Annotated in this window: 8 protein-coding genes; 4 read left to right on the forward strand and 4 right to left on the reverse strand. The window is 71.5% G+C overall.

Annotated elements, in window-relative coordinates; all coding sequences use genetic code 11:
- Positions 1–57: 57 nt before the first annotated feature.
- Positions 58–2,352, reverse strand: a complete 2,295-nt coding sequence (locus ADK54_RS32095; protein ID WP_053729290.1) for an FdhF/YdeP family oxidoreductase — start codon at positions 2,350–2,352, stop codon at positions 58–60.
- A 169-nt stretch (positions 2,353–2,521) separates the two neighbouring features.
- Here ADK54_RS32095 and polA point away from each other — a divergent pair, with 169 nt between their 5' ends.
- Positions 2,522–5,233 carry a DNA polymerase I gene (polA, locus tag ADK54_RS32100; protein WP_053729291.1) on the forward strand — a complete coding sequence of 904 codons (2,712 nt, stop codon included), beginning with the start codon at positions 2,522–2,524 and terminating at the stop codon, positions 5,231–5,233.
- A 22-nt stretch (positions 5,234–5,255) separates the two neighbouring features.
- On the opposite strand, the gene ADK54_RS32105 is transcribed toward polA, so the two are convergent.
- Entirely contained in the window at positions 5,256–6,143 is an 888-nt protein-coding gene (locus tag ADK54_RS32105; RefSeq protein WP_053729292.1) for a DUF4184 family protein, read from the reverse strand.
- A 405-nt stretch (positions 6,144–6,548) separates the two neighbouring features.
- Here ADK54_RS32105 and ADK54_RS32110 point away from each other — a divergent pair, with 405 nt between their 5' ends.
- The 3 genes from ADK54_RS32110 (at position 6,549) to ADK54_RS32115 (ending at position 9,608) form a co-directional block, all read left to right on the forward strand.
- Positions 6,549–8,231, forward strand: coding sequence for a lytic transglycosylase domain-containing protein (locus tag ADK54_RS32110; protein ID WP_053729293.1), 1,683 nt, complete (start codon positions 6,549–6,551; stop codon positions 8,229–8,231).
- A gap of 138 nt (positions 8,232–8,369) precedes the next feature.
- A complete protein-coding gene (locus ADK54_RS45245) occupies positions 8,370–8,525 on the forward strand; it encodes an SPW_0924 family protein (protein WP_107090671.1) in 156 nt (51 codons plus the stop codon).
- An 87-nt stretch (positions 8,526–8,612) separates the two neighbouring features.
- Positions 8,613–9,608 carry a DUF3068 domain-containing protein gene (locus ADK54_RS32115; protein ID WP_053729294.1) on the forward strand — a complete coding sequence of 332 codons (996 nt, stop codon included), beginning with the start codon at positions 8,613–8,615 and terminating at the stop codon, positions 9,606–9,608.
- 22 nt (positions 9,609–9,630) lie between these two features.
- Here the strand turns inward: ADK54_RS32115 and hrpB are convergent, their stop codons facing one another.
- Both hrpB and ADK54_RS32125 read right to left on the reverse strand, forming a co-directional pair.
- Complete coding sequence (gene hrpB / locus ADK54_RS32120) at positions 9,631–12,123, reverse strand: ATP-dependent helicase HrpB (protein WP_053729295.1); 2,493 nt, start codon at positions 12,121–12,123, stop codon at positions 9,631–9,633.
- Between the two features lie 168 nt (positions 12,124–12,291).
- Positions 12,292–13,131 (reverse strand): class I SAM-dependent methyltransferase, encoded by an 840-nt coding sequence (locus ADK54_RS32125; RefSeq protein ID WP_053729296.1) that lies wholly within the window; start codon positions 13,129–13,131, stop codon positions 12,292–12,294.
- Between the last annotated feature and the right edge of the window lie 333 nt (positions 13,132–13,464).

The raw sequence follows: 13,464 nt of genomic DNA on the forward strand, positions 1-13,464 counted from the left end.
GTGCTGGTGTCCGCACCGTCATACCAGATGCCTGAGCAAACGCTTAGGACCCAGCTCTCATTCCCCGACCCCGCCTTCCCGCCCGGCGCTCTCGAAACGCACGATCACCGACTTGCTGGCCGGGGTGTTGCTGACGTCGGCCGTCGCACCCAGCGGCACCAGGACGTTGGTCTCGGGGTAGTACGCGGCGGCGCAGCCCCGGGCCGTCGGGTAGTGGACGACGCGGAAGCCGGGCGCACGCCGCTCCACGCCGTCCTTCCACTCGCCGACCAGATCCGTGTACGAGCCGTCGGCCAGGCCCAGTTCGCGGGCGTCCTCCGGGTTGACCAGGACGACGCGGCGGCCGCCCTTGATGCCGCGATAGCGGTCGTCCAGGCCGTAGATGGTGGTGTTGTACTGGTCGTGCGAACGCAGGGTCTGGAGCAGCAGCCGGCCCTCGGGAAGCTCCGGGGCCTCGACGGGGGCGGCCGTGAAATTGGCCTTCCCGGTCGCCGTGGGGAAGCGGCGCTCGTCGCGCGGCGCGTGCGCCAACTGGAAGCCGCCGGGGTGGGCGACCTTGGCGTTGAAGTCCTCGAAGCCGGGCACGACGCGCGCGATGCGGTCGCGGACGGTGGCATAGTCCTTCTCGAACTCGGCCCAGTTGACCACGGACTTGGCGCCCAGCGTCGCCTGCGCCATGCGCACGACGATCGCCGGCTCCGACAAAAGGTGGGGGCTCGCGGGCGTGAGGTTGCCGCGGGAGGCGTGCACCATGCCCATGGAGTCCTCGACGGTCACGAACTGCCGCCCGCTCTTCTGCACGTCCTTGTCGGTGCGGCCCAGGGTCGGCAGGATCAGGGCCCGCCGGCCGGTCACCGCATGCGAACGGTTCAGCTTGGTCGACACGTGCACCGTCAGCGAGGCCCGGCGCATGGCGGCCTCGGTGACCTCCGTGTCGGGAGTGGCGCCCACGAAGTTGCCGCCCATCGCGAAGAACACCTTGGCCCTGCCGTCGCGCAGCGCCTCGATGGACCGTACGACGTCGTAGCCGTGGTGGCGCGGCGGGGCGAAGCCGAACTCCTTCTCCAGGGCGTCCAGGAAGGCGGGCGCGGGGCGTTCGAAGATGCCCATGGTGCGGTCGCCCTGCACGTTGGAGTGGCCGCGCACCGGGCAGACCCCGGCGCCCGGGCGGCCGATGTTGCCGCGCAGCAGAAGGAAGTTGACGACCTCGCGGATCGTCGGTACGGCATGCTTGTGCTGGGTCAGGCCCATCGCCCAGCACACGATGGTGCGCCTGGATGCGAGCACCATGGCGAGGGCCTGCTCGATCTCGGTGCGGGTCAGGCCGGTCGCGGCGAGCGTCCGGTCCCAGTCCGCCTCCCGGGCCGCGGCCTTGAACTCCTCGTATCCATGGGTGAGTTCGCGCACGAACAGCTCGTCGACGGCGCCCTCGGTCTCCACGATCAGCTTGTTCAGGAGGCGGAACAGGGCCTGGTCGCCGCCGATGCGGATCTGCAGGAACAGGTCGGTCAGCGCCGCGCCCTTGATCATGCCCTGCGGTGTCTGCGGGTTCTTGAACTTCTCAAGTCCCGCCTCCGGCAGCGGATTCACCGAAATGATCTTCGCTCCGGCGGACTTCGCCTTCTCCAGGGCAGACAGCATCCGAGGGTGATTGGTGCCCGGATTCTGCCCCGCGACCACGATCAGATCGGCCTGGTGGAGATCCTCCAAAGAGACGCTGCCCTTGCCGACGCCGATGGTCTCCGTCAGCGCCGAACCGGACGACTCATGACACATGTTGGAGCAGTCCGGCAGATTGTTCGTGCCGAACTCGCGGGCGAAGAGCTGAAGCAGGAACGCGGCCTCGTTGCTGGTGCGCCCCGACGTGTAGAAGAGGGCCTCGTCGGGAGAGCCGAGCGCCGTCAGCTCCTCGGCGATGACCTCGAAAGCCCGCTCCCAGGTGACCGCCTCGTACCGCTCGCCGCCCTCGGGCAGATACATCGGCTGCGTGATCCGGCCCTGCTGACCCAGCCAGTACCCACTGCGCGTCGCCAGATCGGCCACCGGGTGCGCGGCGAAGAAGTCGGGCGTGACCCGGCGCAGCGTCGCCTCCTCGGCCACGGCCTTCGCCCCGTTCTCGCAGAACTCCGCCGTGTGCCGCTTGTCGCCCTCCGGCCACGCGCAGCCAGGACAGTCGAAACCGTCCTTCTGGTTGACCTTCAACAACGTCTGCGCCGTGCGCCGCAGGCCCATCTGCTGCTGGGCCATGAGCAGCGTGTGACCGATCGCGGGGAGCCCGGCGGCGGCGTGCTTGGGCGCTTCGACCTGCGGCGCGTCCTGGACCGGATCACCTGTGGGCGGCTTGCTGGCCATGGCGCTGCTCCCCTTCGAGCGAACACGTCGTGCGGGTACGAGGTGTGTACGTACTCGATCCTGCCACGCGGCACCGACAGCCGCGCCGGGCAGGTCGGACCCGTCCGGGCCGGGCGGCCGGGGCCGGGACTGGCCAGGATTGTCAGTGGGGCGTGGCAGGATCGGGGGCATGGCTGAGACAGCATCGAAGAAGACCCCGGACAACCGACCGCGCCTGCTCCTCATGGACGGGCACTCCCTGGCGTACCGGGCGTTCTTCGCGCTGCCCGCGGAGAACTTCACCACCGCGACGGGCCAGCCGACCAACGCGGTCTACGGCTTCATGTCCATGCTCGCGAACACACTGCGTGACGAGGCGCCCACACACTTCGCGGTGGCGTTCGACGTGTCCCGCAAGACGTGGCGCTCCACCGAGTTCCCCGACTACAAGGCGAACCGCTCGAAGACCCCGGACGAATTCAAGGGCCAGGTCGAGCTGATCGGCGAGCTCCTCGACGCCATGAACGTGGACCGGTTCGCCACCGACGGCTTCGAGGCCGACGACATCATCGCCACCCTCGCCACCCAGGCCGAGGCGGCCGGCTTCGAAGTCCTGATCGTCACCGGCGACCGCGACTCCTTCCAGCTGGTCTCCGACCACGTCACCGTCCTCTACCCCACCAAGGGCGTCTCCGAGCTGACCCGGTTCACGCCGGAAAAGGTCGAGGAGAAGTACGGCCTGACCCCGCAGCAGTACCCGGACTTCGCGGCGCTGCGCGGCGACCCGTCGGACAACCTGCCGGGCATCCCGGGCGTCGGCGAGAAGACCGCCGCCAAGTGGATTAACCAGTTCGGTTCGTTCGCGGAGCTCGTCGAGCGCGCCGAAGAGGTCAAGGGCAAGGCCGGACAGAACTTCCGCGACCACCTGGACGCCGTGAAGCTGAACCGCCGCCTGACCGAGATGGTCAAGGACGTCGAGCTCCCCAAGGGCCCCGCCGAGCTGGCGCGCGCCCCCTACGACCGCACCGCGGTGACCGGCGTCCTGGACGTCCTGGAGATCCGCAACCCGTCGCTGCGCGAGCGCCTGCTCGCCGTCGACCCGGGCGCCGGCGAGCAGGAGGCCCCGGCGCCCGCCGCCGGCCTGGAGCTCGACGGCACGGTCCTCGGCGCCGGCGAGCTCGCCCCCTGGCTGGCTGAGCACGGCGGGCAGCCGCTGGGCGTGGCCACCGTCGACACCTGGGCGCTCGGCACCGGCAGCGTCACCGAGATCGCGCTGGCCGCGGCCGACGGCGCCGCCGGCTGGTTCGACCCCGCGCAGGTCGACGAGGCCGACGAGCAGGCCTTCGCCGCCTGGATCGCGGACGCCGACCAGCCCAAGGTCATGCACAACGCCAAAGCCGCCATGCGGGTCTTCCCCGAACACGGCTGGTCCATCGCCGGCGTCACCATGGACACCGCGCTCGCCGCCTACCTCGTCAAGCCGGGCCGCCGCTCCTTCGCCCTGGACGCCCTGTCCATCGAATACCTCGGCCGCGAACTCGCCCCCGCAGGAGCCGCCGACGGCCAGCTCGCCTTCGGCGCCGACGACGAGGCCGAGGCCGACGCCCTGATGACCCAGGCCCGCGCCGTCCTCGACCTCGGCGGCGCCTTCACCGAACGCCTCAAGGAAGTCGGCGCCGCAGACCTCCTGCACGACGTCGAACTCCCCACCTCCCTGCTCCTCGCCCGCATGGAGCGCCACGGCATCGCCGCCGACCGCGCCCACCTGGAAGCCATGGAGCAGCAGTTCGCGGGCGCCGTCCAGCAGGCCGTCAAGGAAGCACACGCCTCGGTGGGCCACGAGTTCAACCTCGGCTCGCCCAAGCAGCTCCAGGAAGTCCTCTTCGGCGAACTGGCCCTGCCCAAGACGAAGAAGACCAAGACCGGCTACACCACGGACGCCGACGCACTGGCCTGGCTCGCCGCCCAGACCGAGCACGAGCTGCCCGTCATCATGCTGCGCCACCGCGAGCAGGCGAAGCTGCGGGTCACCGTCGAAGGCCTGATCAAGACGATCGCGGCCGACGGCCGCATCCACACCACGTTCAACCAGACCGTCGCCGCGACCGGCCGCCTCTCCTCGACCGACCCCAACCTGCAGAACATCCCGGTCCGCACCGACGAAGGCCGCGCCATCCGCCGGGGCTTCGTCGTCGGCGAGGGCTACGAGTCGCTGCTCACCGCGGACTACAGCCAGATCGAACTGCGCGTGATGGCCCACCTGTCCGAGGACGAGGGCCTCATCGAGGCGTTCACCTCCGGCGAGGACCTCCACACCACCGTCGCCTCCCAGGTCTTCGGCGTCGCCAAGTCCAAGGTCGACCCGGAGATGCGGCGCAAGATCAAGGCCATGTCGTACGGCCTGGCATACGGCCTGTCCGCCTTCGGCCTCTCCCAGCAGCTGAACATCGAGGCGGGCGAGGCACGCGGCCTGATGGACACGTTCTTCGAGCGCTTCGGCGGCGTACGGGACTACCTCCAGCGCGTCGTCGAGGAAGCCCGCGCCACGGGCTACACGGAGACCATGCTCGGCCGGCGCCGCTACCTGCCCGACCTCAACAGCGACAACCGCCAGCGCCGCGAAATGGCCGAGCGGATGGCGCTCAACGCCCCCATCCAGGGCACCGCGGCGGACATCGTGAAGGTCGCGATGCTGAACGTGGACCGCGCCCTGACCGAAGCGGGCCTCACCTCCCGCCTGCTGCTCCAGGTCCACGACGAAATCGTCCTGGAAATCGCCCCGGGGGAGCGAAAGAAGGTCGAGGCGCTGGTCCGCCACGAGATGGCCGGAGCGGTGGAGCTCCGTGCCCCGCTGGACGTCTCGGTGGGCGCGGGCGACGACTGGGAGTCGGCGGCGCACTAGGGGTCTGTCCGGCGGTCAGGCCCTAACGCGTGCCTCCGCCCCGTTGGGCCCGGGTGACTTTTCGCCCGGGCCCAACGGGGTCGGGAGCCGCGGGGTTCGCGGTTCGGCCGAGGCGGCCTGACCTCCACACCGCCGCATAGGCCAGCAGGCCGAGGGTCAGCCCCGTACCGCCGCCGAAGCAGGCGCTCGGGATGAGGCCCAGGACGGACGCGTCGCCGTAGAAGGCGTACCAGCGCAGACACCGGTACACCGCGACGGCTGCCGTGCACAGTGCCAACAGGCCCAGAACGACGGGGAGTTGACGCGGGGTGAGGCCGGGCGGGACCGCTGCCGCGTTCGTGGGGGCGGGGTTGGCCCGGCGCAGTGCCGTCACCGTGAACCAGCCGATTCCGGTCAGCGCCAGCGCCGACCCGCCGTACTGGGCATACCAGTACAAAGGGAACCCGGCGAGCTTCTCGCCGAGCACGGGCAGCACCCGCATCCCCCAGCGGTCGAAGTGGGTGAACGCATCCCACACCACATGCGTGGCGGAACCGATCGCCGCCGACAGCGCGAACCAGCCGGCCGGCGCCCAGGACCCGGGCCGCCGCCACACCTCGCCGCGCACGACCGCGTATACCCGCGAACGCCAGGACGCCCTCGGCAGCAGCGCGAGCAGCGGTTCGCGCAGCAGCACCCACAACGCGACCAGCACGCATGTCGTCGCGACGTCCACGGTGACGACCCCGAGCGCGGAGTGCGTGACCCGGCCGAACGGCATCGCGGCCGGCGCGACCGTCGCCACGTAGTACGTCACATCCGGCGCGAACGATCCCGCGACGAGAGCGGATGCGACCAGCCGGCCGCGCCCGGTGCCGTCCCTCCGGATGCCCGGCAGTACGGCCGCGGCGTGGCTCAGCGTGAACGGCATGCACGTCCCCTCGATTGATTGGGCTGTCTGTCCGTAGTTGTTATGGTTCGTCAGCTGCCGGTTGTCGGCCGATACCCGTTAGCCGTCCGTTAGCCGTTGACGGTTAGATGTCGGTCGGCACCTGGAAATCTGATGGCCCATGACCGCGGGCCGACAGCAGACGACAGACGACCAATCGCCAATGACAGATTTCAACCTTCAGCTGACAAACACCATTTACCCGTCAGTGATCATCAACGTTCGGTATTCGGCACCGGTTCCCCCACCATCAACCGGCAACGCGCAAGTGGCGAATCAGTGAAAACCGGTCAACCCGCGGTGTCCTGGCGCCGGTGGTTGCCGTAGTGTCACGTGAGTCTCGCGCTGGGGAGTGCGGACAGCCGAGTACGGGGAGGGACTTGACGTATGGCACCGCACATGGGCCGACGACTGCGTAAGGGAGCGGGCACCACGGCGGTGGCCGCGCTGGCGGTGGCGGCGCTTTCCGCCTCGCAGGCGCCGGGAGTCGTGCACGCGAGCACCCCGACGGATCAGGCGGCTTCCGATGTGACGCCGCCCCCCACCCCCGACGCCCCGGCCTCCGGCAACTCCCCGTACTACACGGACCTTCCGCCGCTCGCGTCGCCGACGCCGCCGAACGCGTCGACCGGCACGCTTCCGATCGGTGACCAGCAGGGCATACCGGCCACCGTCCTCGACGCGTACAAGAAGGCGGAGGCGGCGCTCGCCACGGACCGGCCCAACTGCCACCTCCCCTGGCAGCTGCTCGGCGGCATCGGCAAGGTCGAGTCGGGCCATGCGAACGGCGGCCGGGTCGACGCCAACGGCACCACCCTCACCCCGATCCTCGGCCCCGTGCTCAACGGCGCCGGGTTCGCCAACATCACCGACACCGACGGCGGCGCGTACGACGGTGACAAGGTGCACGACCGGGCGGTCGGGCCGATGCAGTTCATCCCGTCGACCTGGGCGACCTCGGGCCGCGACGGTAACGGTGACGGGGTCAAGGACCCGAACAACGTCTACGACGCGGCGCTCGCCGCCGGGTTCTACCTCTGCGGCAACGGCCGCGACGTCGCGGTGAAGGCCGACCTCGACAAGGCGATCCTGAGCTACAACCAGTCGCAGGAGTACCTGACCACGGTCATCACGTGGTTCGACTTCTACCGGCGCGGCACCCACGAGGTCCCCGACGGCACGGGCTCGCTGCCCAGCCGCCGCAGCGACCAGACCTCCCCCAAGCAGCCGCCGGTCACACCGAAGGCGCCGCCGAGCCAGAAGCCGTCGCCGAAGCCGACGCCGACCCCGCCCGCTCCGCCGGTGAAGCCGACGGTGCCGCCCACCAAGCCCGACGGCGGCGGCACTCCGACGCCGACCGTGCCGCGGGCGACGACGTTCGAGGGCGTGGGCGCCAAGGAGCTGACGGCGTTCGCCGGCGGCGCGTTCGGCGGGCAGCCGACGGCGCGGGTGAAGGACGCGTCCGGCAAGGCGATGGCCAAGGTGTCGGTGAAGTTCGAGATCGTCGGCGACACCGACACCCGCTTCACCGGCGGCGCCACCACCGTGACCGTGGCCACCGCGGCCGACGGCACGGCCGCCGCCCCCGCGCTGAAGGCGGGCGAGAAGACCGGCACGTTCACCGTGCGGGCCACCGTCACCGAGGCCGGTCTGTCCGCCGTCGAGTGGAAGGCGACCGTCGTCGCCCGGCAGGCCGACGACCTGGTCCGCAGCGACACCAAGGAGCTGACGGCCGCGCCCAGCGGCGAGTTCGCGAACCCGGTGTCGGTCAAGGCGACCTACAAGGGCGCCGTCGCCTCCGGTGTGGCGGCATCCGCGACCATGATCGTGACCCCGGCCGCCGGCGCCGACCCGAAGGCCGCGCCCAAGGTCAACGACAAGGGCCCGTACTTCAAGGACGCCAAGGGCAACCCGATCCGCGAGCTCACGGACCTGAAGACCGACGCGAACGGTGTCCTGGTCCTGCCGAAGATGTACGCGGACACCCAGACCGGCACGTTCCTGCTCCGCCTCACCACCGAGGGCGGCGCCACGCTCACCCTCGAACTCAAGGTGGCCGCCGCCTCCTGAGGAGCGCCCCGGTCCCGTTGTCCCCAGCAGCCCCTCTGCCGCCCGACGGCAGAGGGGCTGTTCCACGTGTTCTCATCTCGGCCGCGCGTTGCTACGGTGCCCACTCCTGACGACCCATCAGCTCTACGGAGGCCGAGCATGCGCGCCCTCATAGCCGCCGCGATCGGTCTTGCCGCCGCCCTCGCCCTCGTCCTGACCGTCTCCGCCATCGGCGCACCCGAGGGCAAGACCTCACCGAAGCCGCTGCTCACCACCGTCCCCAGCGCCCCGGGAAAGATCACCCAGACCAAGTAGAGCCAGCCAGGAGAGCCGGGCCGAGCAAGACCAAGCGGCCCCCAAGCAGCGCCCAAGCAGCACCCCAAGTAGAGGGAGAGCAGGTCCATGCGACGCAAAGCCAGTCTCGTCCTGCTCGCCCTTGCCGTGTTCTTCGGCGCCCTGTCGCCCCTGTTGCGCTGGTACGCCTTCCCCCGGCTGGCGAAGATCCCGCCCAGCCAGTACCAGGAGGCGGTCCTCGAAGCGAAGAACGCCACCCTCATCGACTACGGCACCATGCAGTCCAAGACGGTCCCCAAGGTGACGGTCGTCCAGACGCTGAAGGGCAACGTCGAGGCGGCCAAGGAGATCGAGAAGAGCGCCGGCAGGGACGTCGTGGTGTGGGACACCCTCTCCTATGTCCAGGGACCCGACGGCAAGATGGTTTCCCAGATACCCGAGCGCTACATCTTCGACGCGCACAGCCAGGCGCCCGTCCACGCCACCGGTGAGATGGTCGACGGCGACCCCGTGCAGCGCAAGGGCATCGAGTTCAAGTGGCCGTTCCTGACCGAGAAGCGGGACTACGAGTACTTCGACTTCCAGGCCCGCACCTCCGCGCCCATCCACTACAAGGGCACCCAGAAGTTCCACGGCCTCGACGTGTACTACTTCGAGCAGACCATCCCGTGGACCAAGGTGCCCTACCCGAAGAAGATGCCGCTGCCCGGCATCGACTCCAGCACCCTGGAGAAGACCACCGGCACCTCCCTCTGGTACACCACCACCCGCAAGTTCTGGATCGACCCCGTCACCGGCGCCCCGGTCAACGGCGAGGAGCTCAACCAGGAGGAGATGCGCGGCGGCACCCTCCTCGGGGGCCGCGACAAGGTCACCGTGTTCGCCGGAGACGTCAAGATGCGCGACGACTACGTCAACTACACCGTCGACCTCGTCAAGAAGAACCGCGTCCTGGTCCTGCTGCTCACCTCCTATCTCCCCTGGGGATTCCTCGGCCTCGGGCTCGCGCTGCTCGCGCTCTCCCTCTGGCTGGAGGCGCGCAGCCGCCGCCCCGGAGATCCGCCTCCCGCCGTCACCGAGCAGCTCGCCCCCGTCATCGCCTGAGCCGCTCCCTGTGAGCCGCTCCCTACTGTTTGAGCCGCGCCTTCGTGAACCGGGTCGCCTCCGCCACGGTCGGATCCTCGGGCCACGGGTGCTTGGGGTAGCGGCCGCGCAACTCGGCGCGCACCGCCCGGTACCCGTCGCGCCAGAAGTTCGAGAGGTCCGCGGTGACGGCGGCGGGCCGTCCCGCGGGGGAGAGCAGATGGACCAGCACAGGCACCCCGGCCACCTCCGGCGTGCCGTCCAGGCCGAACATCTCCTGCAACTTGACGGCGAGGACGGGCTGTTCACCCCCGTACTCCACCCGTATCCGTGAGCCGCTCGGGACCTGGATGCGTTCGGGGGCCAGCTCGTCGAGGCGGGCCGCCTCCCCGGTCGCCCACGGCAGCAGCCGGCTCAGTGCCGCGCCCGCCTCGATCCGCCCGAGGTCGGCCCGGCGCCGGGCCCGCGAGAGCTCGGGCTCCAGCCACGCGTCGGCCCGGGCGAGCAGCGCCGTGTCGGACACGTCCGGCCAGGGCTCCGCGAGCACCCGGTGCAAGAACGCGAGCCGCTCGCGCAGGCCCTGCGCGTCACGGGTCCAGCGCAGCAGGCTCAGCCCGTCGCGCGCCAGGCCGTCGAGCAGCGCGTCGCGCACCAGGGCCGGCTCCGGGTTCTTGAGCGGGCGTACGGACAGCTCGACCGAGCCCAGCCGGGCCACCCGGCGGGCCACCACGTCACCGTCCTCCCAGTGCACCTCCTCGCCTTCCGCCAGCAGATGTCCCGCGGCGAGCCGGGCGGTCGCCTCGTCGATGACGGCGGCCAGGCGGACCCGGGCGGAGGCCGCTTGCACGGGCCGGTCGGCGACGGCCACCGCCAGCCAGCCCGCCGTGGCAAGGCCGGAGCCCTGGGCCACCTCGGCGCCGGTGCCCGACGCCATGAGGAACGAGCCGCCACCACGGGCCCGCGCCACCCGCTCCGGGAACGCCAGCGCCGCGACGAGCCCGGCGGCGGCCTCGGCGGAGCCCTTCTCGGGATGGCTCCCGGCGAACGAGGCCAGGCGCCGCACCTCCTGGAGCCAGCGGCCCGCGTACCCGTCCCCGCCCCGGCGCGCCGTGCGCCAGGCCGCCGCCAGGTCGTCCCCGTACTCCCGCGGAGGCTCCTCGCTCAGCAGGGCCACCACTTCGGCGGCCCGCCGGCCGCCCACCTCCGAGGCGCCGTCGAGGAGCGCCCGGGCGAGCCGGGGATGCAGTCCGAGCCGGGCCATGCGGGCGCCGCGGCCGGTGGCGCGGCCCTGGTCGTCGACGGCGCCGATCGCGGTCAGCACGGCACGGGCCGCGGCCATCGCGCCCGCCGGCGGCGCGTCGAGCAGGGCGAGGCCCTCGGCCGACGGGTCGCCCCAGCAGGCGGCCTGCAGGGCGAAGGCGGCCAGGTCGGCGACCTTGATCTCGGGGGCCGGGAAGCGGGGCAGGCGGACGTTCTCCGCCTCGGTCCAGCAGCGGTAGACCGCGCCGGGGGCCTCGCGCCCGGCGCGGCCCGCGCGCTGGCGGGCCGCCGCCTGTGAGGCCCGTACCGTCGTCAGCGCCCCGAGCCCCCTGGCGTGGTCCACCCTCGGCTCGCGGGCCAGGCCGCAGTCCACGATCACCCGCACCCCGGGCACGGTCAGCGAGGACTCGGCGACCGCGGTGGCGAGGACCGCCCGCCGGCCGTCGGATCCGGCGAGCACCGCGTCCTGCACGGAGGCCGGGGCCCGGCCGTGCACCTGGAGCACCTCGACCCCGGGCAGATCGCCCAACTGCCGTGCCACGCGGGCGATTTCACCCACGCCGGGCAGGAAACAGAGCACATCGCCGTCCCGCTCGGCCAGCGCCCGGCGCACCGTGGCGGCCACGTGCGAGAGCAGGGCCGGGTCCACGCGCATGCCGTGCGGCGGCCGGACCGGCTGCGCGGGCGGCGCCCACACCACCTCGACCGGGTGTGCGACCCCGGCCGCCTCGACGACCGGTGCGTTCCCGAGCAGCTGGGCCCAGCCCTCGGCGTCCGTCGTCGCGGAGGCCGCCACCAGGCGGAGCTCGGGCCGCAGTGCGGCCCGTACGTCGAGGAGGAAGGCGGCGACGGTGTCCGCGTCGAGATGGCGCTCGTGGCATTCGTCGAGGACGACGACGTCGATCCCGGTCAACTCCTGGTCGCGCTGCAGGCGTTGGAGGAGCACACCGGTGGTGACGACCTCGACGACGGTGTCCGGGCCGACGGACCGCTCGCCCCGCACGGTGAAGCCGACCTTCGCGCCGGTTCGCTCGCCGAGCAGCCAGGCCATCCGGCGGGCGGCCGCCCGGGCCGCGATCCGGCGCGGCTCGGCGACTATGACCCGCCGCGCCGGGCCGTCCCCGACCAGGCCCGCGAGGACCAGCGGTACGAGGGTGGTCTTGCCGGTGCCGGGCGGGGCGCACAGCACCGCCGTCCCGTGCTCGTCGAGCGCGGCCAGCAGCTCGGGCACGGCCTCACGGACCGGGAGGGCGTCGAGTGCGTCGGTTCGGATCATGCGCTCAGTGTCGTACGTCCCGCCGGACCGCGTGACGCTCTGTCCACAGGGGCGGTGGTCTTGTATGACTAATCCCGGGGAGTGCCTGCCCGGGCCAGGTCAGGCCCGAGGCGCGCTCGGCCTCGTACGAGCGTCAGCCCGGCGCCGCACCTCGGTCCCGCACCGGCCTCAGTCCCGTACGCACACGAAAATCGCGGTCCCCGGGATCAGATTGCCCCGCAGCGGGGACCAGCCGCCCCACTCCTGGGTGTTCCAGGACGGCCATTCCGGCTCGACCAGGTCCGCCAGGCGGAAGCCGCCCGCGACCACGTCCCGCACCCGGTCGCCCAGCGTGCGGTGGTGCTCCACGTAGACCGCGCGGCCGCTCTCGTCCTGCTCGACGTACGGCGTGCGGTCGAAGTAGGAGGCCGCGACGGACAGGCCCTCGGGGCCCGGCTCGTCGGGGAACGCCCAGCGGATGGGGTGGGTGACCGAGAAGACCCAGCGGCCGCCGGGGCGCAGCACCCGGCGCACCTCGCGGAAGACCTTCACCGGGTCCGCCACGAAGGGGACCGCGCCGTAGGCCGAGCACGCCAGGTCGAAGGAGCCGTCCGCGAAGGGCAGGGCGCAGGCGTCCGCCTCGACGAGTGGGAAGGCGCCGCCGTCGATGCGCAGCGCGTGCTGGAGCTGGCGGTGCGAGAGGTCCAGGGCCACCGGGCGGGCGCCCTGGGCGGCCAGCCAGCGCGAGCACTGGGCCGCGCCGGCGCCGATCTCCAGGATGTCGAGCCCCTTCAGGGACTCCGTCGGGCCGAGGAGCCGGGCGTCCGCCTCGTCCAGGCCCTCGGGGCCCCACACGAACCGGTCGTCCCCGAGGAACGCTCCGTGATCGGTCTGGTACTCGTCGGCGTTCCGGTCCCACCAGCCGCGGCTGGCCCGGCTGCTCTCCGTGTCGTCGGCGGTACGCCTGGTCGCCTCGGGCTCGGAATCGGACCCGTTCTCGGACTCGTACGCTTGGATCTCTTGGCTCATCGTGTCCGTCGTTGTAGTTTGCGCGGAACGCGACCTCGTGTTCCGAAGGTTCTCGAAAGAGGTCCGCGGGCCCCACCGTGGCCTCGGGGAACCTTAGTTGTGCCGGGAATGCGGGGATCCGCCCCGGGTGTGCGCCTTCGCGCATTGACCGTGTCCGGCTGCCCCCGTATGCTACAAGTTGCGCTGCGAGCCTGCGCACCTCAGACGTAGCAGGCGCGCTTCCATCTGTTGTATGTCCCCTCGGTTCTCGAGGCGCCATCCGGACCGACCCGGATTGGCGCTTCCCAGGCTGTCCGGCTTCTGCAGAGGCGATACGGGCTCTCGGCGTGGCAG

It is taken from the genome of Streptomyces sp. WM6378 (genome assembly GCF_001279695.1).
GTDB lineage: Bacteria > Actinomycetota > Actinomycetes > Streptomycetales > Streptomycetaceae > Streptomyces.